The organism is Microbacterium sp. IO18 (assembly GCF_049099505.1).
Taxonomy (GTDB): domain Bacteria; phylum Actinomycetota; class Actinomycetes; order Actinomycetales; family Microbacteriaceae; genus Microbacterium; species Microbacterium aurugineum.
In genome coordinates, this window is record NZ_JBMJAF010000001.1 from 1,542,503 (window position 1) to 1,568,319 (window position 25,817).

Annotated in this window: 29 protein-coding genes; 13 read left to right on the forward strand and 16 right to left on the reverse strand. The window is 68.2% G+C overall.

Annotated features, from left to right (window positions below; genetic code table 11):
* Positions 1 to 52 precede the first annotated feature (52 nt).
* Together ACLF6J_RS07440 and ACLF6J_RS07445 are read right to left on the reverse strand one after the other, a co-directional pair.
* A complete protein-coding gene (locus tag ACLF6J_RS07440; RefSeq protein ID WP_134353048.1) occupies positions 53 to 682 on the reverse strand; it encodes a histidine phosphatase family protein in 630 nt (209 codons plus the stop codon).
* A gap of 1 nt (position 683) precedes the next feature.
* Positions 684 to 1,058 carry a DUF5684 domain-containing protein gene (locus tag ACLF6J_RS07445; protein WP_134353047.1) on the reverse strand — a complete coding sequence of 125 codons (375 nt, stop codon included), beginning with the start codon at positions 1,056 to 1,058 and terminating at the stop codon, positions 684 to 686.
* A 143-nt stretch (positions 1,059 to 1,201) separates the two neighbouring features.
* Between ACLF6J_RS07445 and aspS the strand changes: the two genes are divergently transcribed.
* A complete protein-coding gene (gene aspS / locus ACLF6J_RS07450; protein ID WP_134353046.1) occupies positions 1,202 to 2,983 on the forward strand; it encodes an aspartate--tRNA ligase in 1,782 nt (593 codons plus the stop codon).
* A gap of 76 nt (positions 2,984 to 3,059) precedes the next feature.
* Here aspS and ACLF6J_RS07455 read toward each other — a convergent pair whose 3' ends face one another.
* Entirely contained in the window at positions 3,060 to 3,887 is an 828-nt protein-coding gene (locus tag ACLF6J_RS07455; protein WP_134353045.1) for a sulfite exporter TauE/SafE family protein, read from the reverse strand.
* A gap of 65 nt (positions 3,888 to 3,952) precedes the next feature.
* Between ACLF6J_RS07455 and ACLF6J_RS07460 the strand changes: the two genes are divergently transcribed.
* The 6 genes from ACLF6J_RS07460 (at position 3,953) to ACLF6J_RS07485 (ending at position 8,824) form a co-directional block, all read left to right on the forward strand.
* Positions 3,953 to 4,468 (forward strand): GNAT family N-acetyltransferase, encoded by a 516-nt coding sequence (locus tag ACLF6J_RS07460; protein WP_134353044.1) that lies wholly within the window; start codon positions 3,953 to 3,955, stop codon positions 4,466 to 4,468.
* A gap of 134 nt (positions 4,469 to 4,602) precedes the next feature.
* Entirely contained in the window at positions 4,603 to 5,742 is a 1,140-nt protein-coding gene (locus ACLF6J_RS07465) for an ABC transporter substrate-binding protein (protein ID WP_134353043.1), read from the forward strand.
* Positions 5,739 to 6,677 carry an ABC transporter permease gene (locus tag ACLF6J_RS07470; RefSeq protein ID WP_134353042.1) on the forward strand — a complete coding sequence of 313 codons (939 nt, stop codon included), beginning with the start codon at positions 5,739 to 5,741 and terminating at the stop codon, positions 6,675 to 6,677. The genes ACLF6J_RS07465 and ACLF6J_RS07470 overlap by 4 nt, the downstream gene beginning before the upstream one ends.
* Complete coding sequence (locus ACLF6J_RS07475; protein WP_134353955.1) at positions 6,674 to 7,468, forward strand: ABC transporter permease; 795 nt, start codon at positions 6,674 to 6,676, stop codon at positions 7,466 to 7,468. The genes ACLF6J_RS07470 and ACLF6J_RS07475 overlap by 4 nt, the downstream gene beginning before the upstream one ends.
* Positions 7,465 to 8,556 (forward strand): ABC transporter ATP-binding protein, encoded by a 1,092-nt coding sequence (locus ACLF6J_RS07480; protein WP_047523413.1) that lies wholly within the window; start codon positions 7,465 to 7,467, stop codon positions 8,554 to 8,556. The genes ACLF6J_RS07475 and ACLF6J_RS07480 overlap by 4 nt, the downstream gene beginning before the upstream one ends.
* Positions 8,557 to 8,644: 88 nt before the next feature.
* A complete protein-coding gene (locus ACLF6J_RS07485) occupies positions 8,645 to 8,824 on the forward strand; it encodes a YegP family protein (RefSeq protein ID WP_134353040.1) in 180 nt (59 codons plus the stop codon).
* Positions 8,825 to 9,068: 244 nt separating this feature from the next.
* On the opposite strand, the gene ACLF6J_RS07490 is transcribed toward ACLF6J_RS07485, so the two are convergent.
* The 9 genes from ACLF6J_RS07490 to ACLF6J_RS07530 form a co-directional block, all read right to left on the reverse strand.
* Positions 9,069 to 9,824 carry an amino acid ABC transporter ATP-binding protein gene (locus ACLF6J_RS07490; RefSeq protein ID WP_134353038.1) on the reverse strand — a complete coding sequence of 252 codons (756 nt, stop codon included), beginning with the start codon at positions 9,822 to 9,824 and terminating at the stop codon, positions 9,069 to 9,071.
* Positions 9,821 to 10,618: an amino acid ABC transporter permease gene (locus ACLF6J_RS07495; RefSeq protein ID WP_134353036.1), complete on the reverse strand. Its 798-nt coding sequence runs from the start codon at positions 10,616 to 10,618 to the stop codon at positions 9,821 to 9,823. Before ACLF6J_RS07495 ends, ACLF6J_RS07490 begins: the two co-directional genes overlap by 4 nt.
* 34 nt (positions 10,619 to 10,652) lie before the next feature.
* Complete coding sequence (locus tag ACLF6J_RS07500) at positions 10,653 to 11,465, reverse strand: basic amino acid ABC transporter substrate-binding protein (protein WP_134353034.1); 813 nt, start codon at positions 11,463 to 11,465, stop codon at positions 10,653 to 10,655.
* Positions 11,466 to 11,639: 174 nt separating this feature from the next.
* On the reverse strand, positions 11,640 to 11,942 hold the full coding sequence (locus tag ACLF6J_RS07505; protein WP_134353033.1) for a Dabb family protein: 303 nt from the start codon (positions 11,940 to 11,942) through the stop codon (positions 11,640 to 11,642).
* Positions 11,921 to 12,235, reverse strand: coding sequence for a glutaredoxin family protein (locus tag ACLF6J_RS07510; RefSeq protein WP_134353031.1), 315 nt, complete (start codon positions 12,233 to 12,235; stop codon positions 11,921 to 11,923). Before ACLF6J_RS07510 ends, ACLF6J_RS07505 begins: the two co-directional genes overlap by 22 nt.
* Positions 12,232 to 12,534 (reverse strand): rhodanese-like domain-containing protein, encoded by a 303-nt coding sequence (locus ACLF6J_RS07515; RefSeq protein ID WP_047520569.1) that lies wholly within the window; start codon positions 12,532 to 12,534, stop codon positions 12,232 to 12,234. Before ACLF6J_RS07515 ends, ACLF6J_RS07510 begins: the two co-directional genes overlap by 4 nt.
* Before the next feature lie 78 nt (positions 12,535 to 12,612).
* Entirely contained in the window at positions 12,613 to 12,711 is a 99-nt protein-coding gene (locus tag ACLF6J_RS07520; protein WP_003792170.1) for a 30S ribosomal protein bS22, read from the reverse strand.
* A 123-nt stretch (positions 12,712 to 12,834) separates the two neighbouring features.
* The gene (locus ACLF6J_RS07525) at positions 12,835 to 13,026 is read right to left on the reverse strand and encodes a helix-turn-helix domain-containing protein (protein ID WP_047520567.1); all 192 of its coding nucleotides are present in this window, start codon (positions 13,024 to 13,026) and stop codon (positions 12,835 to 12,837) included.
* 350 nt (positions 13,027 to 13,376) lie between these two features.
* Complete coding sequence (locus ACLF6J_RS07530) at positions 13,377 to 13,793, reverse strand: ArsR/SmtB family transcription factor (RefSeq protein WP_134353029.1); 417 nt, start codon at positions 13,791 to 13,793, stop codon at positions 13,377 to 13,379.
* Between the two features lie 106 nt (positions 13,794 to 13,899).
* Here ACLF6J_RS07530 and ACLF6J_RS07535 point away from each other — a divergent pair, with 106 nt between their 5' ends.
* From ACLF6J_RS07535 to ACLF6J_RS07550, 4 genes are all read left to right on the forward strand, one after another.
* A complete protein-coding gene (locus tag ACLF6J_RS07535) occupies positions 13,900 to 15,330 on the forward strand; it encodes a TrkH family potassium uptake protein (protein ID WP_047520583.1) in 1,431 nt (476 codons plus the stop codon).
* Positions 15,323 to 15,994, forward strand: coding sequence for a potassium channel family protein (locus ACLF6J_RS07540; RefSeq protein ID WP_047520565.1), 672 nt, complete (start codon positions 15,323 to 15,325; stop codon positions 15,992 to 15,994). Before ACLF6J_RS07535 ends, ACLF6J_RS07540 begins: the two co-directional genes overlap by 8 nt.
* A gap of 78 nt (positions 15,995 to 16,072) precedes the next feature.
* Complete coding sequence (locus tag ACLF6J_RS07545; protein ID WP_421076847.1) at positions 16,073 to 16,849, forward strand: ABC transporter ATP-binding protein; 777 nt, start codon at positions 16,073 to 16,075, stop codon at positions 16,847 to 16,849.
* On the forward strand, positions 16,831 to 18,423 hold the full coding sequence (locus tag ACLF6J_RS07550) for a hypothetical protein (RefSeq protein ID WP_134353026.1): 1,593 nt from the start codon (positions 16,831 to 16,833) through the stop codon (positions 18,421 to 18,423). Before ACLF6J_RS07545 ends, ACLF6J_RS07550 begins: the two co-directional genes overlap by 19 nt.
* A gap of 46 nt (positions 18,424 to 18,469) precedes the next feature.
* On the opposite strand, the gene proC is transcribed toward ACLF6J_RS07550, so the two are convergent.
* On the reverse strand, positions 18,470 to 19,309 hold the full coding sequence (proC, locus tag ACLF6J_RS07555) for a pyrroline-5-carboxylate reductase (protein WP_134353024.1): 840 nt from the start codon (positions 19,307 to 19,309) through the stop codon (positions 18,470 to 18,472).
* 60 nt (positions 19,310 to 19,369) lie between these two features.
* Between proC and ACLF6J_RS07560 the strand changes: the two genes are divergently transcribed.
* Positions 19,370 to 20,341: a cation diffusion facilitator family transporter gene (locus ACLF6J_RS07560; protein WP_047520558.1), complete on the forward strand. Its 972-nt coding sequence runs from the start codon at positions 19,370 to 19,372 to the stop codon at positions 20,339 to 20,341.
* Positions 20,342 to 20,369: 28 nt separating this feature from the next.
* Here ACLF6J_RS07560 and tadA read toward each other — a convergent pair whose 3' ends face one another.
* Positions 20,370 to 20,825: a tRNA adenosine(34) deaminase TadA gene (gene tadA / locus ACLF6J_RS07565; RefSeq protein WP_134353022.1), complete on the reverse strand. Its 456-nt coding sequence runs from the start codon at positions 20,823 to 20,825 to the stop codon at positions 20,370 to 20,372.
* Between the two features lie 81 nt (positions 20,826 to 20,906).
* Between tadA and upp the strand changes: the two genes are divergently transcribed.
* Positions 20,907 to 21,539 carry a uracil phosphoribosyltransferase gene (upp, locus tag ACLF6J_RS07570; RefSeq protein WP_047520553.1) on the forward strand — a complete coding sequence of 211 codons (633 nt, stop codon included), beginning with the start codon at positions 20,907 to 20,909 and terminating at the stop codon, positions 21,537 to 21,539.
* A gap of 6 nt (positions 21,540 to 21,545) precedes the next feature.
* Here upp and ACLF6J_RS07575 read toward each other — a convergent pair whose 3' ends face one another.
* Together ACLF6J_RS07575 and ACLF6J_RS07580 are read right to left on the reverse strand one after the other, a co-directional pair.
* Positions 21,546 to 22,325 (reverse strand): hypothetical protein, encoded by a 780-nt coding sequence (locus ACLF6J_RS07575; protein WP_134353021.1) that lies wholly within the window; start codon positions 22,323 to 22,325, stop codon positions 21,546 to 21,548.
* Positions 22,322 to 25,792 carry a TM0106 family RecB-like putative nuclease gene (locus ACLF6J_RS07580; RefSeq protein WP_421076848.1) on the reverse strand — a complete coding sequence of 1,157 codons (3,471 nt, stop codon included), beginning with the start codon at positions 25,790 to 25,792 and terminating at the stop codon, positions 22,322 to 22,324. Before ACLF6J_RS07580 ends, ACLF6J_RS07575 begins: the two co-directional genes overlap by 4 nt.
* Between the last annotated feature and the right edge of the window lie 25 nt (positions 25,793 to 25,817).

The following is a 25,817-nucleotide window of genomic DNA, read 5'->3' on the forward strand; positions in this document are numbered from 1 at the left end:
ACCGGCCGCATCCGTCGCCGAAGGGGAGCCGGTTGCGCGATTCGAACGGGGGTCAGACGGCCCCGACATCCACGGCGCCGCCGGTCGCGGCCGGCTCGGCGTAGGCGACTTCGCGCCAGACATCACCGACGCGTTCGAACGAGGTGACGCTCGACAGGGCGCAGCGGCGGGTGCGCGGGTCGTGGCGCAGGGGCAGACCCGCCACGCGGAGGTGCGTGATCCAGATCGGCGCCTGATGGGACACCATCACGACGTCTCCGTCGGCCGCCCCATCCCAGGCCTCGTCCATGACGCCGAGCATCCGCTCCGCGATGGAGGAATACGGTTCGCCCCAGCTCGGCAGCGCGGGCTGGCGCAGGTGCCACCAGTTCAGCGGGTTCATGAGGGAACGACGCATCTGCGTGCCCTCGAAGACGTTGGTCGGCTCGATGAGGCGGATGTCGATCTCCGGCACGAGATCGAAGCCCTCGGCGAACGGCTCGGCGGACTCCTGCGCACGCTCCAACGGTGAGGAGTACAGCGCGGAGACCGGCCGACCCGACTCCGCGACGTGCTCGGCAGCGGCCGCCGCCATCCCCCGGCCCGCCGTGCTCAGGTGGTAATCGGGCAGCCGCCCGTAGAGCACGCGGGCCGGATTGTGCACCTCGCCGTGTCGGACGAGGTGCAACCGGGACGCCGTCATGTCACGCCTTGCTGTAGCGCGAATCCCCGAAGCCGAGGATCAGATACCCGATGTACGGGAAGATGAACAGCAGGAAGAACGAGAAGACCCCGCCCTTGCCGAAGCGTGCGCCGAGCTTGAACGCCACGATGATCGCGAGGACCAGGTTCGCGATCGGGATCAGGTAGAGCAGCGCGAACCACCCGGACATGCCGGCGATCTTCACCAGGAAGACGAGGTTCACGATCGGGATGATCGCGAGGATCCCGGGGTATCCGGCCTTCGTGAACACCTTCCAGAGTCCGACGGCGACGAGGATGTAGAAGACGAGCGCGATCAGCCCCGTGGTGCCGGAGAAGATCGATGCGTAGAGATCGGAGATGCCGTTGTTGTCCACGGTGCTCCCTTTCTGTGTAAGAGCTGTGTCGTGGCGATCCTACTGATCCGACGGCTCCGGCGCCGCTGACGGGGCCGGAGCCGTGCCGACCACCCCCGTAGAATGGGCGCGTTCCCCATTTCCCAGATCAGAAGGAATACTCCGTGCTTCGCACCCACTCGGCAGGCTCTCTGCGAGCCGAGCACATCGGTCAGACCGTCACCCTCACGGGTTGGGTCGATCGCCGTCGTGACCACGGAGGAGTCGCTTTCATCGATCTGCGGGATGCCTCGGGCATCGCCCAGGTCGTCATCCGCGACGAGGAGATCGCGCACCCGCTGCGCAACGAGTTCGTCCTGAAGGTCGCCGGGGAGGTGTCGCTGCGCCCCGAGGGCAACGCGAACCCGAACCTGCCGACCGGTGAGATCGAGCTCATCGCGACCGATGTCGAGGTGCTCAACGAGTCCGCTGCGCTGCCCTTCCAGGTGTCGACGGCGCTCGCCGACACCGAGACGGTCGGAGAAGAGGCGCGCCTCAAGTACCGCTACCTCGACCTGCGTCGTCCCGGACAGGCTGCGAACCTGCGCCTGCGTTCCGACGTCTACAAGGCGATCCGCGATGTGCTGCACGCCGAGGACTTCACCGAGGTCGAGACGCCGACCCTCACGCGTTCGACGCCCGAAGGCGCCCGCGACTTCCTGGTGCCCGCACGACTGAGCCCCGGCAGCTGGTATGCCCTGCCGCAGTCGCCGCAGCTGTTCAAGCAGCTGCTGATGGTCGGCGGTGTCGAGAAGTACTTCCAGATCGCACGCTGCTACCGCGACGAGGACTTCCGCGCCGACCGCCAGCCCGAGTTCACGCAGCTCGACATCGAGATGAGCTTCGTCGACCAGGAAGACGTCATCGCCCTGATGGAGTCGCTCATCGTCGCGATGTGGGCGACGATCGGCGTCGAGGTCGCGACCCCGCTGCCGCGCATGACGTACGCCGATGCCATGGCGAAGTACGGTTCCGACAAGCCCGACCTGCGCTTCGGCCTCGAACTCGTCGACGCGACCGAGTACTTCGCGGACACCCCGTTCCGCGTCTTCCAGGCCGAGTACGTCGGCGCCGTGCGGATGCCCGGCGGCGCGAGCCAGCCGCGCAAGCAGCTCGACGCGTGGCAGGACTGGGCGAAGCAGCGTGGAGCCCGTGGTCTCGCGTACGTGCTGTTCAACGAGGACGGGACGCTCGGCGGCCCCGCGGCGAAGAACCTGTCCGAGTCGGAACAGGCCGGACTCGCAGAGCTCGTGGGTGCGGAGACCGGCGACTGCGTGTTCTTCGCCGCCGGTTCCACCAAGGAGAGCCGCGCCCTGCTCGGTGCCGCACGCGTCGAGATCGGTCGTCGCCTCGGCTACCTGAGCCCGGACGAGTTCGCCTTCACCTGGGTCGTCGACGCCCCGATGTTCGAGCCCGCTGCAGATGCCGTGGCCTCGGGCGACGTCGCTGTGGGCGCCGGGGCATGGACCGCCGTGCACCACGCGTTCACGGGCCCGAAGCCGGAGTTCGAGGACACCTTCGACACCGACCCCGGTTCTGCTCTCGCCTACGCCTACGACATCGTGTGCAACGGATCCGAGCTCGGCGGCGGGTCGATCCGCATCCACCGCGAAGACGTGCAGAAGCGCGTGTTCGAGGTCATGGGCATCAGCGACGAGCAGGCTGACGAGCAGTTCGGCTTCCTGCTCGACGCGTTCAAGTTCGGCGCCCCGCCGCACGGCGGAATCGCGCTCGGCATGGACCGCGTGCTGCAGCACCTCACCAAGACCGAGTCGATCCGCGAAGTCATCGCGTTCCCGAAGTCAGGCAACGGCTTCGACCCGTTGACCGCTGCACCGGCACCGATCACCGCGGCGCAGCGCGCCGAGGCCGGCGTCGACTTCGAGCCGGAGGACGACGAGGCCTGACCCCGCCGTCACCGCGACGCGCGCCCGGGTCGCACGAGATCTTCGGATTCGTGCGACCCGGGCGCTTTTTCGTTGCTCAGCCGAGGAGCGCGAGCGCGGGCACGATGTTCTCGTTCCACACGTCGACGCCGAGCTTCGCGATCAGGGCGACCACGACCGCCAGGAACACCACGCGGATGAAGGTCGTGCCGCGGGAGATGGCCATGCGCGAGCCCAGGTAGCTGCCCGCGACGTTCGCCACGGCGAGGATGCCGCCCAGCAACCACAGCACCGCGCCGTGCGGGATGAACAGCATCAGGGCACCCGCATTCGTGGCCAGGTTCACGATCTTCGCTTTGGCGCTCGCCTGCAGGAAGTCGTAGCCGAGCAGCGCGACGAGAGTGATCACGAGGAAGGTACCGGTGCCGGGACCGATCATCCCGTCGTAGAAGCCGATCCCGAAGCCGGCGGCACCCGCCATGATGTGATGCTTGTGCCCGTGGAAACGCAGTTGGGTCGCCGCGCCCATCTGGGGACGGAATGCGGTGAACAGCGCCACCACGAGCAGGGCGATCACGATGATGGGCTTGAACGCGGCGGGCGGAAGCACGGTCGCCACGGCCGCGCCACCGAACGAGCCGACGAAGGCGATCGCCGCCATGGGCAGGGCCGTGCGTATGTCGGGCTTCGCGCGGCGGTAGTAGGTGACGCTACTGGTCGCGGTGCCGAAGACCGAGGCGAGCTTGTTCGTCGCGAGGGCCTGCACCGGCGAGATGCCGGGGATCAGCAGGAGCGCGGGGAGCTGCAGCAGACCTCCCCCACCGACGACCGCGTCGATCCAGCCGGCGCAGAAAGCGGCGATGACGACGAGCAGCAGTATGCCCCACGTGAGTTGCTCCAGTCCGAGCACAGCGCCGATATCCACCTGGCCATGATTCCAGAGAGTCGGCGGTGCTCCGGCATCCGGCCGGGCGCTGGCAGACTGGTGGCATGCTCGATGCCCTCCCGCTGCCGCACTCGTTCGATTCGCGCAGGGGCACCGCGCTCCTGCGCCGGGCGACCGTGGACGACACGGATGCCGTGATCGCTCTCCTCGCCGACGATCCGATCAGCGCCGCGCGCGGTGACGTGGCTTCCGACGAGGACCGTCCCGCGTACACACGGGGGCTCGTCGAGATCCTGACCGAGCCGTCGAACGACCTCCTCGTGGTCGAGCTGGACGGCGACGTCGTCGGCACGCTGCAGCTCACCTCGATCCCGGGGATGGCGCGTCGGGGCGCGCGGCGACTGCTCGTCGAGGCAGTGCGCGTGCGGAGCAGTCTGCGCTCGTCGGGCATCGGCTCCGCCGTGATGCGCTGGGTGGGAGAGGTCGCTGCCCCCGCCGTGGGCGCGACGATGGTGCAGCTCACCTCCGATGCCGCCCGTACCGACGCGCACCGCTTCTACGAGCGACTGGGCTACGTCGGCTCGCACCGCGGCTTCAAGTACAGCGTCCCGCAGGTCTGAGGCCCGCGGCCCTGTTCGGCCACCCTCTCGCCACCGACCGTTCACCCGCACCGCGACGGTCGGCAACCTGCGCCTCATAGTGTCCTCTCGCAACCCGAACCCGGCTCACAGCGCCGGACACCGAGAGGACACTCATGGCCCGCATCACCCGCCGCGCGCGCATCGGCGCCGGCATCGCCCTGGCCACCACGGCCGCACTCGCACTCACCGCCTGCTCCGGCGCAGCGGACGCGACCGGTGGTGGCAGCTCCGACGTCGACGCCGCCACTGCGACCTCGGTCACCGACTTCGGCACCTTCGCCGACCTCGAAGCCGCAGCCAAGGCCGAGGGCTCCCTCAACGTCATCGCCCTTCCGCGTGACTGGGCGAACTACGGCGAGATCCTCGATCTGTTCGCCGAGAAGTACCCGGAGATCACGATCAACGAGACCTCGCCCGACGTCTCCAGCGCCGAGGAGATCCAGGCCGCGAAGACCAACAAGGGTCTCGACACCGCCCCGGACGTGTTCGACCTCGGACTGACCGTCGCGCTCCAGAACACCGACACGTTCGCGCCGTACAAGGTGCAGACCTGGGACGACATCCCCGAGGAGCTGAAGGAGCCCAGCGGCCTCTTCGTCGGCGACTACGGCGGGTACATGTCGATCGGCTACGACTCGTCGAAGTTCGATGCTCCCGCCGAGCTCTCCGACCTGATCTCGTCCGACTACAAGGGTGCTGTGGCGATCAACGGCGACCCGACGCAGGCCGGTGCCGCCTTCGCCGCCGTGGGCCTGGCGACCGTGCAGTCCGACGGCACGCTCGACGACTTCCAGCCGGGCATCGACTTCTTCTCCGAGCTTCAGCAGGCGGGCAACCTGCTCAAGGTCGACGTCACCACCGCGACCATCGTGAGCGGCGAGACCCCGGTCGTGTTCGACTGGGACTACCTGAACGCCTCGCACTCGGCCGACAACGAGGACTGGAAGGTCGTCGTGCTCGACGGCACAGGCTACGCCGGCTACTACAACCAGGCCATCAACGTCGACGCCCCGCACCCCGCTGCAGCCCGTCTGTGGCAGGAGTTCCTCTACAGCGACGAGGTCCAGAACCTGTGGCTGAAGGGCGGCGCCCGTCCGGTGCGCATGGAGGCCATGACCGACGCGGGCACGATCGACGCCGACCTCGCTGCTGCGCTCCCCGAGGCGCCGGAGACGACCGTGGTCCCGACCGAGGAGCAGTCCACGAACGCCGGCACGCTTCTCGGCGAGAAGTGGGCCGCGGCGGTCCAGTGACGGCCCTCACCGCAACGGGGGCGGATGCCACGGCATCCGCCCCCGCTCCCACCGCCGGGTCCTCGCCCCACGCGAGGGCCCGGCGGTCCACTCCGTCCTTCGCCTGGCTCGGGCTCGTCCCCTTCACCGCCTACGTCGTACTGTTCCTCGCCGTTCCCACCGTGCTCGCGGTCGGTTCCGGCTTCTTCACGAAGGACGGCGCGTTCACCTGGTCGAACATCGCGGCCCTCGCCGACCCCGTCGTGTTGAACACGTTCGCGAACTCCGCCGGACTCTCGCTCCTCACCGCCCTGGTCGGCGCCGTCGTCGGTGCGCTCGTCTGCTACGCACTGCTCGGCATGGACCCCGAGAGCCGCAGCCGTTCCGCCGTGGATGCCGCGGCGGGAGTGCTCGCCCAGTTCGGTGGCGTCATGCTGGCCTTCGCCTTCATCGCGACCATCGGCATCCAGGGCGTCGTCACCGTCTTCCTGAGGGACTCGCTCGGCATCGACATCTTCGCGAACGGCACCTGGCTCTACGAGTTGCCGGGTCTGATCCTCCCCTACTTCTTCTTCCAGATCCCCCTGATGGTCATCACCTTCATGCCCGCCCTCGCTGCCCTCAAGCCACAGTGGGCGGAGGCGAATCTCACCCTCGGCGGCACCCGTGCGAGCTTCTGGATGCGCATCGGCCTCCCCGTGCTCGCACCCTCGTTCCTCGCCAGCCTGTTGCTGCTGTTCGCGAACGCGTTCTCGTCCTATGCCACGGCCGCCGCCCTCGCGAGCCAGGGGGCGCAGATCGTGCCGCTCCAGATCCGTACCGCTCTCACGAGCGAGACCGTGCTCGGGCGGGAGAACCTCGCCGGCGCCCTCGCGCTCGGCATGATCGTGGTGGTCGGCATCGTGATGGGCCTGTACTCCTTCGTGCAGCGACGCGCGGCGAGGTGGCAGTCGTGAACCGGCTCGGTCCGTCCCGCCCCACCCGCTGGGTCATCGGCATCGTCGTCGGTGCGTTCTTCGCCGTCCCGCTGGTCTCGACGTTCCTCTTCACGCTGCGCGATCCCGAGGGCGGTCTGTCGTTCGCCCGCTGGATCGCGCTGTTCGATCCCGCGGCCGCCGCCACCCTCAAGCCGATCTGGACGGGACTCGGCAACTCACTGATCCTCGCCGTCGTCACCGTGGCCATCGTGCTGCTCCTGCTGGCGCCGACCATGATCCTGGTGAACCTGCGCTTCCCGAGACTCCGGCCGGCGTTCGAGTTCGCGGTGCTCCTCCCGATCTCGATTCCCGCGATCGTGCTGGTCGTCGGTCTCGCGCCGATCTACCTGCAGATCGGACGCACGCTCGGCACCGGCACGTGGACGCTGGCCTTCGCCTACGGCATCACCGTGCTGCCGTTCGCCTTCCGCTCGATCCAGGCTTCGATCGATGCCGCCGACCTGCGCACACTCGCCGAGGCCGCACGCTCGCTCGGAGCGAGTTGGCCGGTCGTCGTGCTCAAGGTGCTCGCTCCGAACCTCCGCCAGGGGCTCCTAGCGGCTTCGCTGATCTCGATCGCCGTGGTGCTCGGCGAGTTCACGATCGCCTCCCTCCTCAACCGCCAGGTGTTCCAGACCGCGATGGTCGTGGTGAACAAACAGGATCCGTACGCGCCGGCCATCTTCACCCTGCTCGCGCTGGCGTTCGTGTTCCTCCTGCTCCTCCTGATCGGCCGTGTCGCCCGCGGCCCACGAAAGGCCCGCTCATGACCGTCGACCATGCCCTGCCCCGCACCAAGGACAACCTGCTGCTCGCCCGTGCCGGGGAGGGCACGCGCGTCGAGCTCCAGGGGATCGTGAAGAGCTACGCCGGCACGCGGGTCCTGCACGGTGTGGACCTCGACATCGCACCCGGTGAGTTCGTCTCGCTGCTCGGTCCCTCGGGGTGCGGCAAGACGACGCTGCTCCGAGTGCTCGCAGGCCTCGAAGGAGCCGATGCCGGCGCCGTGCTGCTCGGCGGTGGGGACGTGTCACGCATACCGACGAACAAGCGCGACATCGGCATGGTCTTCCAGTCGTACTCGCTCTTCCCCCACCTGCGGGTCGCCGACAACACCGCCTTCGGACTGCGGCGGCGGGGCATCGGCAGGGCGGAGGCGGAGAAGCGCTCACTCGACGCGCTCGCGCTGGTCGGTTTGCGTGACTTGGCCGACAGGTTCCCGCATCAACTCTCGGGCGGTCAGCAGCAACGGGTGGCCCTCGCGCGAGCGCTGGTGACCGAGCCCAAGGTGCTGCTGCTCGATGAGCCGCTCTCCGCGCTCGATGCGAAGGTGCGGGTGCAGCTGCGCGACGAGATCCGCCGCATCCAGTTGCGCCTCGGTATCACGACCGTCTTCGTCACGCACGACCAGGAGGAGGCGCTCGCCGTCTCCGACCGGATCGCGGTGATGAACGCCGGACGGATCGAACAGATCGGTTCGCCGGAGCAGCTGTACACGCTGCCCTCCACGGCGGGGGTCGCGGCCTTCGTGGGACTCTCGAGCGTCGTCTCGGGCGTGGCGGAGGGCGACCATGTGCTGGTGTGGGGACAGCGCCTCCCCCTGCAGTCGCCGGCGGATGGCCCGGTCGATGTCTATCTTCGGCCGGAGAACGTGTACTTCGCGTCGGAGGCCGACTCGTCGACCGACGCCCTGGTCGAGGAGAGCACCTTCCTGGGAAGCATGCGCCGCACCCTGGTCCGCACCGAGTCGGGCGAGCTCGTGCGTGTGCAGCACGCCCCCGGGATCCATCCTTCGTTCGGCGACCGCGTGCGCATCGCGGTCGCTCCCGAACCCGTCGCCGTGCACCCGCGCGGCTGACCACGCGCTCTTCCCCGGATCCGCGTCGACCGCTAGCGTGAGGCGCGAGGGCGCGGGGTGCCCTCATCCGAGAGAGAAAGGACTCCTCATGGCAGGCAAGTTCGAGCTGTACACCGACAGGTCCGGCGAGCACCGCTTCCGCCTCAAGGCCGGCAACGGCGAGGTCATCGCGATCAGCGAGGGCTACTCATCGAAGTCCGCTGCCCTGAACGGCATCGAGTCTGTCCGGCGGAACGCCCCCGACGCCGAGGTCGTCGAAGTCGACTGAGCTCGCGTCCGACTGACCTCGCGGTCAGCTGAGCTCGCGTCCGACTGAGCTCGCGGTCAGCTGAGCTCGCGTCCGACTGAGCTCGACGCCCCCGTTCAGCGTCGAGACCCCCGGTGGCAGACGTCTGCCACCGGGGGTGCCGACGCGCAGACGGGGTCTCGACGCGCAGACGGGGTGCCGACGCGCAGACGGGGTCTCGACGCGCAGACGGGGTGCCCACGCGCGGACGCGGCGGGGTGCCGAGTCAGAGCACGCGCGAGAGGAAGTCCTTCGTGCGCGGGTGCTGCGGGTTGCTGAGAACCTCGCGCGGGTCGCCCTCTTCGACGATGTGTCCACCGTCCATGAAGATGAGGCGTGACCCGACCTCGCGCGCGAAGCCCATCTCGTGCGTGACGACGAGCATCGTCATCCCCTCGTCCGCCAGCGAGCGCATGACCTGCAGCACCTCGCCGACCAGTTCGGGGTCCAGCGCCGACGTCGGCTCGTCGAAGAGCATCATGTCGGGGTTCATGCACAGGGCACGCGCGATCGCCACGCGCTGCTGCTGCCCTCCCGACAGGTGTCCTGGGAAGGCATCCGCTTTCTCGGAGAGCCCCACTCGCTCGAGCATCGCGTGTGCGACCTGCTCGGCGTCCTTCTTGGAGCGCTTCTTCACCCGCTGCTGAGCGATGGTGAGGTTGCCGAGCACATCGAGGTGCGGGAACAGGTTGAAGCTCTGGAACACCATGCCGATCCGCGTGCGCACCCGGTCGATGTCGACGTCGGGATCGGTGATGTCGATCCCCTCGATCAGCACCTTGCCGTCAGTCGGTTCCTCGAGCAGGTTCACCGAGCGCAGCAGCGTCGACTTCCCCGAGCCCGAGGGCCCGATCACGCAGACCACCTCGCCCTTGGTGACGGTGAGGTCGATGCCCTTGAGCACCTCGTTGTCGCCGAAGGATTTCACGAGCCCCTGCACGTCGATCGCGGGGGCATGGACATCGATCAGGTCGGTGATCATCGCTGCCTCGCCATCCGTCGTTCCAGCCACGCACTGAAGCGCGTGAGCGGGATCGTCACGATCAGGTACAGGATCGCCGCCATGATCAGCGGCGTTCCGTTCGCGTTCTGCGTGCTCGCGTCGCGGGCGAAGTTCGTGAGCTCCTTCGACCAGATGAAGGATCCTGCCACGAACAGGAGCGAGGTGTCCTTCAACAGCAGGACGAACTCATTGGTCAGCGGCGGGATGATGATCCGGAAACCCTGGGGCACGACGATCCAGAAGGTCGTCTTCATCGGCGACATGCCCAGCGAACGCGCCGCCTCCGTCTGCCCCTTCGGAACCGCCTGGATACCGGCGCGGATCGTCTCGGCCATGTAGGCCGAAGCGACCAGGATCAGACCGATGAGTCCGAGGACCACCGGTCCGCCGAGCTTCGTGCCGGGCACTCCCAACCCGATCGGCACAATGAACGCGATCGCGAAGATCGTGAGGATTGCGGGAAGGCCGCGGAACAGCTCGATCCAGCAGGTCGCGATCCAGCGGAACGGACCGATTGCGGACAACTTCATCAACGCCAGCACCACGCCGAGCAGCAGACCACCGACGAAGGCCACCGCGGTGAACCATAGGGTGTTCACGAGTGCCGTGGTGATGATGCCCGGGAGCATCTTCACCGCGACCTCGGGGTTGAAGTAGAGATTCGCGATCCGAGCCCAGTCAGTGCTGACGATCACCCAGACGGCGATCGCGATCAGCACCGCATAGACGGTGTACCGGTACAGCTTGCTTTTCGTGGTGCGCCTCAACGCCATCGTCAAGGTCCTCTCGACCGACTCGCCTGCGGACTCAGTTGGCCGTGAAGTACTGGTCGTAGATCTTCTGGTACTCGCCGCTGTCGCGGAGGTCCGCCAGTGCGCCGTTCACCGCGTCGAGCAGCGCGTCCTTCTCGCCCTTCGCGAAGGCGAAGCCGTACGACTCGTCGGTCTCGTAGGTCTCGACGATCTTGTAGTTCGAGTCAGCCTTCTCGTGCTCGAGGTTCACCGGCTGGTCCTGCAGGATGGCCTCGATCTGTCCGGCCTGCATGGCCGGCCACAGCTCACCGTCAGACGGATACTGCACGAGCTGTGCCTCCGGAGCGTTCTCCCCCGCATAGGCTTCGCCGGTCGTCCCCTGCTGCACGCCGACGTTCTTCCCGGCGAGGTCGTCAATGGACTCGATGCCCGAATCCGTGCGCACCAGGAGCGACTGCAGCGAGTCGTAGTAGGGGTCGGAGAAGTCGATGTTCGCCTTGCGCTCATCGGTGATCGTCATAGCGGACGCGCCGACATCGCAGTTGCCGGCGGCGAGCAGCGTGCCCGACTGAAGCGCCTCGAAGCCCACGTCCTGCACGGAGATCTTCAGGTCCAGCTTCTCCGCGATCGCGGTGAGCAGATCGATGTCGAAGCCGGTGTACTCCCCGTTCTCATCCTCGAACTCGAAGGGCTTGTAGGGGATGTCCGAGCAGACGGTGAGCGTACCCGCCTCGATCAAGCCGTAGTCGTCGCCCGCAGCCGGCTCACCACCGCTGCCTGCGTCGGAGGATCCCGTCGCGCAGCCGGCGAGCGCGAGGGTGGCGGTCGCCGCGAGGGCGAGACCGGCGATGAGGTTACGACGAGGCATGTCGGCTCCTGTGAGTCGAGGGCGAATGTGACGCCCGGTGACGGGTAGGAGAACATCTAAACATGCGGTCGGTCACGTGACCAATGGCATCGGCGTCGCCGCGTATCACGTTTGTGTTGCGAGACCGCTGGGAAGACGGACGAAATCGAGTTCCTCGCAACCCGCGACGGAGTGTCAGACCTCGAAGTCGACGGCGACGCGCGATGCCACGACTGAGCGGATGTACGTGACGACCTCTTCGTGCGCGGGGTGCACCTGGTACTCCTCGATCGCCTCCACCGAGTCGAAGTCCGCGACCAGCGTCACGTCCCAGTTCGCCTCCGGGTACGCCATGTTGGCTCCAGCGGAGATCGAGAGGAGCTGCGGCACCACACCGTCGAGGGCGTTCAGGCGGCGCGCGGCTTCCTTCGCCTGCTCGGCACGCACGGTGGCGTCTTCGGCGGCGAGCTTCCAAGTCACGACATGGCGGATGGCCACAGGGCTTCCTTCGACTCGGACTTCACATCGCTGCGGACGGCTGTCTCCAGCGCTTCCCGCAGACGGTCCGGCGTCACGCGCCAGTGCGCATGCAACTCGCCGTCGATCAACAGGACCGGGATCTTCTCCCACCACAGCTCGTACAGGGCGGGGTCGTCGTTGATCGATGCCTCGACGATCTCGATCTGCTCCGCCGCCGCGTCCGGCAGTTCGGCGACGACGGCGTCGATCACCTCAGAAGCCACCTCGCACAGATGGCAGTCGGGCTTGCGGATCAGGGTCAGCGTGGTCACGCCGACGGCACCTCGACGGCACGTCCCTGCGAGATCCACTCACCGGTGCCACCCTCGACGTTCGTCGCGTCGTACCCGCGGGACTCCAGCGCCTCGACGACCCGCGCCGAACGGCCGCCGGCCTGGCAGATCACGTCGAACGCCTCCGACGGCAACTCCTCGAGCCGGTTGCCGATCTCGGACATCGGGATGTTGACGGCACCGGGCACGTGGCCTGCGGCGAACTCGTCCACCTCCCGGACATCGATGAGCGGGACACCGGAGCGCTCGGCGAGTTCGGTGACGGTGATCGACTTCATGACATCCTCTCGGCGGTGCAGATCTGTGGGCAGAGACACAAAGCGCCCGTCCGAAGACAGGCGCTCGTGTCTGGTCGCTTACTTCTTGTTGCGACGCTGGTGGCGAGTCTTACGAAGCAGCTTGCGGTGCTTCTTCTTCGCCATGCGCTTGCGGCGCTTCTTGATGACAGAACCCACGGAAACCTCACTAAGTCAGGGGCTGGGTGTCCCCGAAATCGGACACCCGGGTACGGGCACGGAAAAATGCCTCGGATCAGTCTAGCAAACCCGACGGCGTGCGCCGTGCGGCCTCGCGTCGACTCACCCGACGTCGGCGATGGGGCGCTGCAGGGCGTCGGCCACGGCCGACTCCGGTACGCGGTAGCTCCGCCCGAAGCGGACGGCTGGCAGTTCCCCGGCGTGCACCAGCCGATACACGGTCATCTTGGACACGCGCATGATTTCGGCGACCTCGGCCACCGTGAGGAATCGGACGTCTGGAACCTCGGGCATCCCACGTACCCCTTTCTCGATGTGCACACTCTATGGGGTAGCTGGGACACCTGTAAACCCGTGTGACTCATGTGATCAGTGGGGCATCGGCGGGATCCACAGCCAGGAAACTCGCGCAGGCCTCCGACACCGGCTCCCGCCGTCCAGCCGAGACATAGGCGTCGCTCGCCTTTCGCTCAGCCGCGACTGCCACTGTCAGTGCAGGACTCGCGCCGGCACCGCGCCGAGTCCTCGCGGATCTGGGGATCCGCGGATCGCCCCTGACGTCATGCCCCCCGGCCGTCAGGGGCGAGGCATTTCCGGGCACGCCCCACGAGCGGCCACACCGGGACGCGAACCGTCGACGGGGTTCAGCCGCCGAACCGCTTGAGCGCCGAGGTGACGGCGTGCTTGGCGGAGGCTGCGGCGCGCCCGACGACCTCGGCGGCATGTGCCGCACTGTCGGGAAGCGGGCCACCGGGGTAGTCGATGTCCGGCGCCGCGTCGCCGTACGCGTCGACCAGGAACGGGACGAGCCAGTCATCGACGACTTCGAGCGGTTCGACCGCGAGGCTGTAGAACCGGCGCTGTCCGTCTTCGCGCACGGACACCAGTTCGGCATCGCGAAGAACCTTGAGGTGCTTCGAGACGGTGGGCTGGCTGATGCCGAGATCGGCGACGATCTGGCTGACACTCGTGCCGGTCTCCCCTTCGGACATGTGCCGCAGCAGGAGCTGGAGGATGTCGCGCCTCGTACCGTCTGCGATCACGTCGAAGATGTCCGTCATGTGATCAGGGTAGTCGGCTCCGGCACGGAGTACCATGACGGAGGCTCGGCTGACCGGCGCCGTGCGACCGTGGGGCGCGTCCGAGAGAGAAGATGAGGGGGCAGCGATGTCGGGCATCGTTTCGGCGTCGTCCCCAGGACAGGGTCTGTCGGGCATCGCCGGCCGTGCGAGGCAGATCCTCACCTCCTCGCCCTCCCGTTTCGCGATCGTCGTCTTCGCGCTCCTGATCCTCGTGTTCACGGTTCTCCTGTCGCTACCGATCGCGTCCGCCAGCGGCACCGTCACCCCGCTGAGCGACGCCCTCTTCACGGCCATGTCGACGATCTGCGTCACCGGCCTGTCGACCGTGGACATGGCGAACCACTGGTCGCCGTTCGGGCACGTCGTCGTCTTCCTCGGCGTGAACATCGGCGGTATCGGCGTCCTCACCCTCGCGTCCCTCATGGGGATGCTCATCTCGAAGCGCTTGGGGCTGCGGGCCAAACTGCTGGCGGCCGGCGACACGAACCCTCTGCGCGCGCACGGGGGCGTGGTGAACGAGAGCCAGACGGTGCGCCTGGGCGAGGTCGGCCAGCTGCTCACGACCGTCGCGGTATCGGCGCTCATCATCGAGGCCACGCTCGCCGTTCTGCTCTACCCCGCCCTCGTGATGGCGGAGGTCAACCCCATCGCGGCGCTCTGGGAGGCCCCGTACTTCGCGGCCATGGCCTTCACCAACACCGGCTTCGCCCCGAACGACGGCGGTGTGGCCGTGTTCGGCGACGACTACCTCGTGCTCTCTCTCCTCATGGTGGGCGTGTTCCTCGGCAGCATCGGCTTCCCCGTCATCTACTCGCTCGCCAAGCACGTCTGGCACGTCAAGCGCTGGTCGCTGCACACCAAGCTCACCCTCGTCACCACGGTGCTCCTGTTCATCCTGGGTGCGGCCGTCTTCGTCGTCCTGGAGTTCGACAACCCGAAGACGTTCGGGTCGATGGATGCCGCCGACACGACGTTCCAGGCCTTCTTCCTCTCGGCGATGACCCGATCCGGTGGCTTCAGCGTGATCGACATGGACGATCTGAATGGCTCCTCCCTCCTCGCGGCCAGCATGCTGATGTTCGTCGGAGGCGGCTCGGCGTCGACGGCGGGCGGCATCAAGGTCACCACCCTGGCCGTCCTCGCGATCGCCGTGTGGTCGGAGGCGAAGGGCCGTCAGTCCGTCGAGGCCTTCGGGCGGCGCATCCCGAGCGACGTGCAACGCGTGGCGCTCAGCGTCGTCGCGTGGGGGGCGACCATCGTCGCGCTGTCGACCATCGTGATCGCCCAGCTCACCAAGGAGGAGATCAGCCACGTCCTGTTCGATGTGATCTCGGCCTTCGGCACCGTCGGGCTGTCGACGGGGCTCACCGCGGATCTGCCCGATTCAGCCTCCTACGTCATGGCCGCGACCATCTTCATGGGGCGCGTTGGTACAGTGACTCTCGCCGCGGCGGTCGCCGCGACATCGCGAACGCAGTACTACTCACTGCCCGTGGAAAGGCCGATCGTTGGTTGAAGTCCTCCGGGGCGACGCTCCCGTCCTCGTCATCGGTCTCGGCCGCTTCGGCGCCGCCTGCGCCGGAGAGCTCGACCGTCTCGACCGCGAGGTGCTCGCGATCGACGACAACCTCGAGCTCGTGCAGAAGTGGTCCGACCGCGTCACGCACACCGTGCAGGCCGACGCGAAGAACATCGATGCGCTCCGCCAGATCGGTGCGCAGGACTTCCAGGTCGCCGTCGTCGCCGTCGGCTCCTCGATCGAGGCGTCCGTGCTGATCACGGCCAACCTCGTCGACCTCAAGGTGCCGCAGATCTGGGCCAAGGCCGTGTCCCAGTCCCACGGCAAGATCCTGGCCCGTGTCGGCGCGAACCACGTCATCTACCCGGAGCGCGAGGCCGGCGAGCGCGTGGCGCACCTGGTGAGCGGACGGATGCTCGACTTCATCCGCTTCGATGACGACTTCGTGCTCGCCAAGATGTACCCGCCGAAGTTCATCCGCGGCGTCGGCCTGAACGAGTCGGGCGTCCGCTCGAAGTACAAGGTCACCGTCGTCGGGGTGAAGAGCCCCGGCAAGCCGTTCCGCTACGCCGAGGCGAACACGATCGTCACCAACCACGACCTCATCATCGTGTCGGGCACCAACAGCGACATCGAGCGTTTCGCTGCACTCGACCGCTGACGGCGGGACCCACCCCGGATCCACGACTCCCCCTCAGGGCGGACGCGCAGACGACCCGTCCGTGGTGGGATGGAGGGCATGACCGACCCCACAACGGCCCCACCCGTCCTCGCTCTCCGCGGGCTCCACAAGCAGTTCGGGCCGAAGGTCGCCGTCGACAACCTCTCCCTCGACGTGCCGGCCGGATCGATGCTCGGACTCCTCGGACCGAACGGCGCGGGCAAGACCACGACCCTCGCCATGGCGACCGGACTGCTGCGTCCGGACGCCGGGAACGCGTGGGTGCTCGGTGCGGATGTGTGGCAGAACCCCGCCGAAGCCAAGGCGCGCATGGGCGTGCTCCCCGACGGCATCCGCATGCTCGACCGGCTCTCCGGCGCAGAGCTGCTGCGCTACACGGGCCTGCTGCGGGGCATGCCTGAGGCTGACGTGGCATCGCGCACCGAAGAGCTCCTCGCCGCCCTCGGCCTCACCGATGCGCGTGATCGCCTCGTCGTGGACTACTCGGCGGGCATGCGCAAGAAGATCGGCCTCGCGTGCGCCCTGATCCATGCGCCGCGACTCCTGATCCTGGACGAGCCCCTCGAGGCGGTCGATCCTGTGTCGGGCGAGACGATCCGCCAGATCCTGCGCGCGTTCGTCGACGGCGGCGGCACGGTGGTGCTCTCCAGCCACGTGATGGAGCTCGTCGAGTCGATGTGCGACTGGGTCGCCATCGTCGCGGAGGGTCGTCTGCTCGCGCACGGCACGCTGGATGAGGTGCGCGCCGGTCTCACGCTTCAGCAGCGGTTCCTGGCCCTGGTGGGCGCACACGATCTCGGGACGGAGACACTCGCGTGGTTGCGCTCCTCGTAAGCCTGCGCTGGCGGCAGCTGGGCCACCAGCTCTCGCGCAACCCCTGGATGATCGTGACCCTGGTCCTCACCGGGATGATCGCCCTGGGCATGCTCGCGGGTCTGACGGCGGGACTCGTGGCGCTGCGCTTCGCCGCCCCCGAGGCCGCGGTCACCGTCATGGTCCTCGCCGGCACTGTGCTGGTCGTCGGGTGGTGGGTCGGGTCGATCCTGGTGAGCGGCGATGATTCGCTGGCCCCCGAGCGATTCGCTCTGCTCCCCCTCACCGCCGGCGCCCTGCTGCCCGGACTGGTCGTCGCCGGCGCGACGACCATCGGGGGCCTCGGCACGATCACGGCACTGCTGCTCATGCTCCTCGGCTGGTCGATCAGCCTTCCGGCACTGCTCAGCGCTCTGATCCTCGCACCCGTCGCCGTCGTGACGTGTGTGCTGGGCGCCCGTGTGGTGAGCGGGGTCCTCGCCGGGTGGTTGGCCCGCCGTGGCACCCGCGACCTCGTCGTGATCCTGGGGGTGCTGCTCGTCGCCTCCTCCGGCCTGCTGCTCAACCTCGGCATGGGTGCGCTGTTCCGGGTGAACGACATCGGCGGGGCGTTCACCGCCGTCACCGACATCGTCGGCTGGACGCCCATCGGCGCGGTGTTCGGCGTCTCCGCGTCGGTCGCGCAGGGCGAATACCTCTCCGCAGCACTCCGCCTGCTCATCGCCCTGGCGACGGTCATCGCCCTGTGGTTCGCGGCACGGGGGCTGCTCGCCGCACGCCTCGTCGCCCCGATCCAGAACAGCGGCGGAGGACGTGTGCGCTCCGGTGGTCTGCTGGACCGGGTCCTGCCCGCCACTCCGACCGGCGCCATCGCCGCACGCACACTGCGATATTTCCGCCGCGACCCTCGACAGGTCGTGAACGTCGTGATGATGCTGCTCCTGCCCGCGATCTTCATCGGGCTCGCGCTCATGAACGGACTGCAGGACGAGTCCGTCGGATTCGGGCCCGCACTCACGCTGATCCCGACGATCAACGCCCTCCTCACCGGCACCATCATCCAGATGGCGATCGCCTACGACAACGACGCGATCGCCGCCCACATCCTGGGCGGCGTCCGCGGCGCCGCGGATCGGGCGGGACGACTGCTCGGATTCGGGCTGATCGCCGTGCCCCTGACCCTCGTGCTGTGCGTCGCCACCTGCCTGCTCGCCGGCCGGATGGACCTGCTGCCCGGCAGCCTCGGGTCGGCGCTCGGACTGACGGCGATCTCGGCCGGCGCAGGCGCCTGGGTGGGCAGCTTCCTCCCGGGTCGCGCTCCCGCGCCCGAGGCCAACCCGCTCGGTCGCGGCTCCTCCGGTGGCGTGCAGTCGCTTCTCGCGATGATCATCATCGGACCGATCACGCTGCTCGTCGGCGCACCCGCCCTCGGGTTCGCGATCGCGGGGATCTGGAATCCTGCGCTGGGCTGGGTCAGCCTCGCGTGCGGTGTCGTGCTCGGCGCGCTCGCCCTGTGGGGTGGGACGGTGCTCGGAGGCAGCATCCTCAACCGACGCTGGCCCGAAGTGCTCGCCGAGGTCGCCAGCGAGAGCTAGCGACCTCGTGCACCGATAGGGGGGTGCCGATCCGCCGGGGCCCGGTTCAGGCTCCGGCGGCGAGTTCCTTCGCCCGCGCGAGTGCGGCGGCAGCGGCATCGGAGAAAGTGCGTTCGAGGTGCGCGTCCTGCAGCACCGCGACAGCCCGCTCCGTCGTCCCCTTCGGACTCGTGACGCGGCGACGCAGCTCGGCAGGATCCTCTCCCGAGGCGTCGAGCAGTGCGGTCGCGCCGATGAACGTCTGCTCCACCATGAGCCTGGCGTCGGCATCCTCGAAGCCCATGCCGACGGCTGCCTTCGTGAACTCCTCGATCAGCAGATACACGTAGGCCGGACCCGATCCCGAGATCGTCGACAGCGCGTCGATCTGAGACTCCGGCACCTCGACGACCGCGCCGACGGTCTCGAACAGACGACGCACGAGCGACAGATCGTCCGCGGTCGCGGCGGCCCCTGCGGCGAGACCGGTGACGCCCTTGCGCACCGTCGACGGAGTGTTCGGCATCGACCGGATCACGCGGGCATCGGGGCCGAGCACATCGGCGAAGGTCTGCAGCGTGACACCGGCGGCGACACTCACCACGATCGCGTCGGCGGCGAGGTGCGGGGCGATCTCGCGCAGCAGGTCGGGCACCATCGCCGGCTTGACGCCGACCAGGACGATGCGCGCGCCCGCAGCGGCCTCGACGTTGCCGTCCGGCCGCTCTGCGAGTGCGATGCTGGTGACGCCTTCGAGCCCTTCGAACGCCTCCGCCTTCTCCGCGGTGCGGTTCGTCGCGGTGATCCCGCCGTCGATCCGGATGCCCGACGCGACCACTCCGCGCAGGATCGCACCGCCCATCGAGCCGGCACCGAGGAAAGCGAGGGAAGGAAGCAAGTCAGCCATGTCGTCATCCTACGGCGGGCACTCCCCGCATCCTCCGGTGGGCGGTTCTAGACTCGTCCCATGAGTGCATCCGGAGGCAACAAGGCCATCGTCGCGGCGTTCCTGGCGAACCTGGGCATCGCGCTCGCGAAGTTCGTCGCCTGGGCGCTGTCCGGTTCCGCCTCGATGCTCGCGGAGGCCATCCACTCGGTCGCCGATTCCGGCAACCAGCTCCTGCTCATGCTCGGCGGACGCAAGGCACGTCGCGAAGCGGACCGTGCGCACCCCTTCGGCTATGGCCGGGAGCGCTATGTGTACGCCTTCGTCGTGTCGATCATCCTTTTCTCCGTCGGTGGACTCTTCGCGATCTACGAGGGCGTCGAGAAGCTCACCAACCCCCACGAGCTCGACAGGACCTGGTGGTGGTTGCCGCTGGTCGTCCTCTTCATCGCGATCGGGCTCGAGTCGTTCTCGCTGCGCACCGCGGTGCGTGAGAGCAACATCGTGCGGGAGAAGGGGCAGTCGTGGGTCTCCTTCGTGCGTCGTTCGAAGGCTCCCGAACTCCCTGTCGTGCTGCTCGAAGACGTCGGTGCGCTGACCGGCCTCACGTTCGCGCTGCTCGGCGTCGGGCTCACGCTCCTCACCGGAAACCCGGTGTTCGACGCCCTCGGGACCGTGATGATCGGTGTGCTGCTGGTGCTGATCGCGATCGTGCTGGGCGTCGAGACGAAGAGCCTGCTGGTCGGCGAAGGGGCGACGGCCGCCGATCACGACCGCATCGTCGATGCCATCAACGCGGGCGACGAGATCGAGAAGATCATCCACATGAAGACTCTCTACCTCGGACCGGACGAGCTGATGGTCGCTGCGAAGATCGCCCTCAACGCCGACAAGCCGTTGCGGGAAGCCGCCGACGACATCAACGCGATCGAGGCGCGCATCCGCGAGGCCGTTCCGGTCGCTCGCATCGTCTACATCGAGCCGGACGTGTATCGCCCCGCGATCGATCCCGAGCCGTCGACCGACGTCTTCGTGCTGAAGTCCTCCGACTGAGCGCGGAGCCCGGACGGGCAGCGAGTGCTCAGCGCCGCTGCTCGAAGAAGGTGCGCAGCTGCGACGCCACCGCGTCCGCCTGCACACCGCCGATCACCTCGGCGCGGTACGGGAGCCTCCGGTCGCGCAGGACGTCGTACATGGAGCCGGCCGCGCCCGCCTTCTCGTCCCAGGCGCCGAAGACCACGCGCCCGATGCGCGCCTGCAGAATCGCCCCGGCACACATGATGCACGGCTCGAGGGTGACCACCAGGGTGTGCCCCTCGAGGTTCCACGAGCCGACGGATGCCGCCGCACGACGCAAGGCCTCCACTTCGGCATGACCGGTCGGATCGTTCGTGGCCTCGCGGGTGTTTCGCCCCTCGGCGACGATGTTCCCGTCACGGTCGAGGACCACCGCTCCGACCGGGATCTCCGCCGCTGCCGCCGCCTCGTCCGCAAGCGCGAGCGCCCGCTGCATCGCGAGGTCGTCGGCGGCGGTCATGCGTCGAGCCTACGACAGCCGCACCCAGGTCACCCGGGCCCGGATGTCGTGCCGGGCTCCCCGGCGCATTACCCTGTATCCATGCGTGTTCACGTCGCCGACCACCCTCTCGTCACTCACAAGCTCTCGGTGCTGCGCGACGCGCGCACCCCGTCGCCGGTGTTCCGTCAGCTCACGGAAGAACTCGTGACCCTGCTCGCGTACGAGGCGACCCGCAACGTGAAGGTCAGCCCGATCGAGATCACCACCCCTGTGACGACGACCACGGGCGTCAAGATCTCGGAGCCGCGTCCCATCGTGGTGCCGATCCTCCGCGCCGGCCTCGGGATGCTGGAAGGTCTGGTCAAGCTGCTCCCGACCGCAGAGGTCGGGTTCCTCGGAATGGTGCGCGACGAGACGACCTTCGAACCGACCACGTACGCCGAGCGTCTCCCCGACGACCTGAGCGACCGCCAGTGCTTCGCCATCGACCCGATGCTCGCCACCGGCGGATCGCTCGCGGCGGCGATCCAGTTCCTGTTCGACCGCGGGGCGAAGGACGTCACGGCGATCTGCCTGCTCGGCACTCCCGAAGGTGTCGCCGCGATCGAGGCGATGGCGGGCGACCGCGACGTGACCCTCGTGCTCGGCGCGCTCGACGAGCGTCTCGACGAAAAGGGCTACATCGTCCCCGGACTCGGCGACGCCGGCGATCGCCTCTACGGCACGGTCTGACCGATTTCAGTCTGCGAGGGCGAGTCGATAGGCGCGCTCGTCGCCGAAATGCCGGAAGCCCACACGTCTGAGGATCGGTGCGGACGTGGCGATGCGGCCCTTCACGAGGGCGGTCGCCGCGCCCCGTTCGGCGGCAGCGCGCAACCGCTCGGCGAGGACAGCCCGATAGGCACCATGACCACGCGCATCCGGTAGTGTCGCCGCTCCCCACAACCGTGCGAAGCCGTCGACGATCGTGCATCCGCCGGTACTCACAGACCGTCCCTCCAGCCGACCGAGGACGCGCACGTCGCGCCCCGTCTTCAGCCCTGCGACGACCTCATCCTTCTCGATGCGGATCCCCTCCTCGTCGAGCGGTTCCTGCGCCCAGACCGGCACGTTGATCGCGTCGACCTCCCGCACCTGTTCGAGCGTGCGCACGATCTCCGCCGACGCCTCCCCGGGGACGTCGACGACGAGCTCATCGATGGCGCGCGCGAGGACGGCGACGGTGTCGAGGTGCTCAGCGCCGCGCCGACGCAGCTCGTCTTCGAGATCGGGAGAGTCCGAGGGGTTGGTCCAGAACGTCAGCTGCGCCTCGCCCCAGCCGCGGGTGTGCGCGATCGCGTGATCGAGCACCGAAGAGGCATCGACAGACGAGCGGACCTGCGATGCACGAACCCCGCCGCCGAAGCGCGCCGGGTACCGCACGAGTTGCAGTTCCTCGTGCACCTGATCGCTGTCACGGGGGAACCACACCCACGCAGCGGAGGCCCGGAGGATGTCCTCCGTGGTGTGGACGCTCACTCCGCCGCACCCACGAGACGCGCGAAGGCACTGAGACGAGCGACTCCCTCGGGCGTATACGGCAGATCGTCGAGGAGGGCCGGGGAGTGGATGAGGTAGGCGACGACCTGAGCGCGGGAGATCGCCACGTTGAGACGATTCTGCAGCAGCAGGAACTCCGGCCCCCGCGGCGCATCCCGACCGCTCGAGGCAGCCAGCGAGGTGATCGACACCACCGCCTCCTTGCCCTGGAAGTTGTCGACCGTCCCCACCGGAACATCCGGGAAGCCTGCATCGGCCAGCGCATCGAGCACCAGCTGTCGCTGCGCGTTGTAGGGCGTGACGACGATGATGTCGGACTGCGTCAGCGGACGCGCCGAGGCATTCGGATCGTTGTCGGTGAAAGTCCGACCGATCAGATCGTCGACGAGCCGTACGACTTCGGCGGCCTCCTCCGGTGACGCAGTGGCGTTCCCCCGGTGCCGGAGCGGAACCACGTGCAGTCCGGGCTCCACACCGTCGAGCGAGCGGAGTTCCGTGCCGGGCGCCGAGGCGAGCTGTCCGGCGTATGCGAGCTTCGACACCGGAGCCGCCACCGCCGGGTGCATGCGCCACGATCGCGCGAGAAAGTAGCCGTACTCCGGCCGGACCACCGGATCGCCGTCCATCACCCACCCGAGAGCGGACGTGTCCACCGGCTCGGGATGAGCGCCCTGGCTCACCTGCGGGAGCTGCTGCGGATCACCGAGCAGCAGGAGCCGTTTCGCACCGGCGGCGACGGCGATGGTCGAGGCGAGCGAGAATTGTCCGGCCTCGTCGATCACGAGCAGATCGAGTCCCTCCCTGTCGACGCGCTGGGTGTTGCTGAAGTCCCATGCCGTGCCACCGACGACCGCGCCCTCCCCGATGTGCTCCGCGAGGAAGGCTGCCATGCCGTTCTTGGGGATCGCGGTGTACGGCGGTTCGGCGTCGGGATCCTTCGGCGCTTTCGCCACCTGAGAGGGCGAGACGCCGTCGGACACGATCCGCGCCAGCAGCGTCTCGATGATGGCGTGCGACTGCGCGACCACGCCGACCTTGAAGCCGTGCTCGTTCACGAGACGTGCGATCACACGAGACCCGGTGTAGGTCTTGCCCGTTCCGGGAGGCCCCTGCACGGCGAGATAGCTGTGGTCGAGGTCGAGCACGCCGCGCACGATCGCATCGATGACGTCGTCGTCTGCGGGCGGGAGCGCATCCCCTGACGTCGTGCGCGGAGGGATACGACGCAGGATGTCGGTCGCGGCATCATGCGGGTAGCCCGGGGCCGCAACGTGCACGGCATCGGCCCACTCGTCGATCGCCCCTTGCAGGGAGACGACCCGCGGCGGCGCGGCGGGGGTGAGTGCGAGGGGAAGCTCGTCCCAGGTCTGGCCCCGCACCGCCGATTCGGTGACGAGGTAACCGTCGTCGAGCACTTCGGCCACCGTGACGGTGTGCGGCACGTGGACTGCTCGGGACGGCACTTCGGTATCGAAGGGCGCCGGCACCTCGTACAGGGCGAACGGTTGCGAACCCGCGCCGAGAGTCGTTCCCGGTGACACCTCTCCCCGGATCTCGATGTCGCGGGACATCACCCTGCGCCCTTCCCCGATACTCCAGTCCCGACGGACGGAAGACGAGGGACGATCGACCCGCACCACGTCTCGCGTGCCGTCCCACATCGTCACCGGCTCCCGCAGCCGCTGGAAATGCGACACCCAGAAGCTCTTCGCCTCGCGAGGGAAGTAGTCGATCGCCGCGGCCGCGATGCGATGGACGAGTCCGTCGCCCCCGGCCTCCACGGCCTGCTCCGCGTCGGCGAGGAGCGCGACGGAGCGGGGCGACGGCTCGTAGATGACCTCGTCGGCGGCGTCCGGCGGCGCCGGTGTGACGCCCTTCTGCCGTGCGATGTCGATGAGCCAGTTGCGCAGCCTTCGAGTGGACACGCAGTCGTAGCGGTTGTAGTCGGCGAGGTCGGCGAGGACCACCTCCGCCTCACGCTGGTTCCCGGCCGCCGCGAGCTCGCGCGCCGCGACGTACTGAACGATCGAGTCATCGCCCTTCTGCACGTCGCTCGTGCGCACGTCTTCACCCATGTAGAGCGGTTCGAGCTTCTTGATCGAGTACGAGCGGGATCCCACCCGCACGGTACGCAGCACCAGCGGGTACAGATCGACGAACACCCCTTCTCGCAGCAGCCGGTCGACCTCTCCTTCGCGCACGCCGTGTCGCGCGGCCATCGCCACCAGATGCGACGTCTCGTACGGGGCATAGTGATAGATGTGCATACCGGGATGCGCCGCCCGGCGCAGGGTGACGAAGTCGAGGAAGGACTCGAGCGCCCGCTTCTCGTCGGCGAAGGTGTGCGCCCACAGCGCCGAGTACTGGTCCGCGTTGTCCACCCAGCCGAAGAGGTAGTCGATCCCCCACTGCGCCTCACCGTCGGCTGCGGGCTCGGTGTAGAGCGGATCCCCCTCGAAGTCGAAGAAGATGTCGCCGTGACTGGGCAGGGGAAGCGTATGGATCGCTTGCGCGTAGTGCACGTCGTACGTCGGCTCGCCGTCTGCATCCGCGCGCAGCTGCAGACGGGCTTGAGCGCGGAGATTCTCGAACGTGTCGGTGTTCATTCCCGCCGGAGCATGGATCGCGGCGGCGAGGGCGTCGATCGTCTCGACACCGGCTGCCCGCAGTCGCGCCCGCTGCACGGGTCGCATCCGCGCGACCATCAGGAGGTCTCGATGTGCGAGCACCTGCTCCTCACAGGTCGCGCACCGGCCGCAGGCCACGATCTGGAGGTCACCGCGATCATCGCCCCAGGCGAGAGGAGTGCCCGTGGCACCGTCGGCGACACGACGATCGGCGATGAGTGCACGAAGCCGGGCGCGACGCACCTGGAACAACGGGAGGAGGTCGTCGACGGCATGCGTGCTGAGAGTGCCGTCGCCGAGGATGAGATCGACCTCATCGGAGCGCGGGATGCCGAGCCGGTCGAGCTGATCGGCATATGCCGCGAGCTGCATGAGTGCTGTCACACGAGCCTTGCGCGCCAGCTTCGAGTCCTGGACACGCCACCGCCCCTCGTCGTCCTTGCGCAGGAAATCAGCGAACCCGACGAACTCCTCGGTCGCGAACGCCGCCTGGAAGACGACCAGCGCCTCGGACCGCAGCGCTCGCACGGTCTCGTCGATCGCCGCGGCCAACGCCTGCGCATCGACCGAGGACACCTTCTCGATGCGATGCACGTTCTCGTCGCCGAGGTCGTCGATGTAGCGGGCGAGCACGTTCTGCTCGTGGACGTCACCGAGCTCCGCGGCGCGCTTCAGCGTCGCGTCCTCCGGCTCTTCGACTGCCGGCACCCGGCCCAGCTTCGCGTCGATCGCCCGACACCACGCGAACTCGCATTCCGCGGCCGCCTTGAGGTCGCTCGCGCTCCAGATGACGCGCTGCGCCTGAGTGTCGATCCGCACGATGCTCCCGTTCTGTCGGATGCTT

Bases quoted from the DNA above. Each gene is read 5' to 3' on its own strand.
- upp (WP_047520553.1), top strand. From the start codon at position 20,907: ATGCGTGTTCACGTCGCCGACCACCCTCTCGTCACTCACAAGCTCTCG.
- ACLF6J_RS07485 (WP_134353040.1), top strand. From the start codon at position 8,645: ATGGCAGGCAAGTTCGAGCTGTACACCGACAGGTCCGGCGAGCACCGC.
- ACLF6J_RS07545 (WP_421076847.1), top strand. From the start codon at position 16,073: ATGACCGACCCCACAACGGCCCCACCCGTCCTCGCTCTCCGCGGGCTC.
- ACLF6J_RS07440 (WP_134353048.1), bottom strand. From the start codon at position 682: ATGACGGCGTCCCGGTTGCACCTCGTCCGACACGGCGAGGTGCACAAT.
- ACLF6J_RS07480 (WP_047523413.1), top strand. From the start codon at position 7,465: ATGACCGTCGACCATGCCCTGCCCCGCACCAAGGACAACCTGCTGCTC.
- ACLF6J_RS07560 (WP_047520558.1), top strand. From the start codon at position 19,370: ATGAGTGCATCCGGAGGCAACAAGGCCATCGTCGCGGCGTTCCTGGCG.
- proC (WP_134353024.1), bottom strand. From the start codon at position 19,309: ATGGCTGACTTGCTTCCTTCCCTCGCTTTCCTCGGTGCCGGCTCGATG.
- ACLF6J_RS07500 (WP_134353034.1), bottom strand. From the start codon at position 11,465: ATGCCTCGTCGTAACCTCATCGCCGGTCTCGCCCTCGCGGCGACCGCC.
- ACLF6J_RS07535 (WP_047520583.1), top strand. From the start codon at position 13,900: ATGTCGGGCATCGTTTCGGCGTCGTCCCCAGGACAGGGTCTGTCGGGC.
- ACLF6J_RS07515 (WP_047520569.1), bottom strand. From the start codon at position 12,534: ATGAAGTCGATCACCGTCACCGAACTCGCCGAGCGCTCCGGTGTCCCG.
- ACLF6J_RS07495 (WP_134353036.1), bottom strand. From the start codon at position 10,618: ATGGCGTTGAGGCGCACCACGAAAAGCAAGCTGTACCGGTACACCGTC.
- tadA (WP_134353022.1), bottom strand. From the start codon at position 20,825: ATGACCGCCGCCGACGACCTCGCGATGCAGCGGGCGCTCGCGCTTGCG.
- ACLF6J_RS07530 (WP_134353029.1), bottom strand. From the start codon at position 13,793: ATGACGGACATCTTCGACGTGATCGCAGACGGTACGAGGCGCGACATC.
- ACLF6J_RS07525 (WP_047520567.1), bottom strand. From the start codon at position 13,026: ATGCCCGAGGTTCCAGACGTCCGATTCCTCACGGTGGCCGAGGTCGCC.
- ACLF6J_RS07460 (WP_134353044.1), top strand. From the start codon at position 3,953: ATGCTCGATGCCCTCCCGCTGCCGCACTCGTTCGATTCGCGCAGGGGC.
- ACLF6J_RS07490 (WP_134353038.1), bottom strand. From the start codon at position 9,824: ATGATCACCGACCTGATCGATGTCCATGCCCCCGCGATCGACGTGCAG.
- ACLF6J_RS07465 (WP_134353043.1), top strand. From the start codon at position 4,603: ATGGCCCGCATCACCCGCCGCGCGCGCATCGGCGCCGGCATCGCCCTG.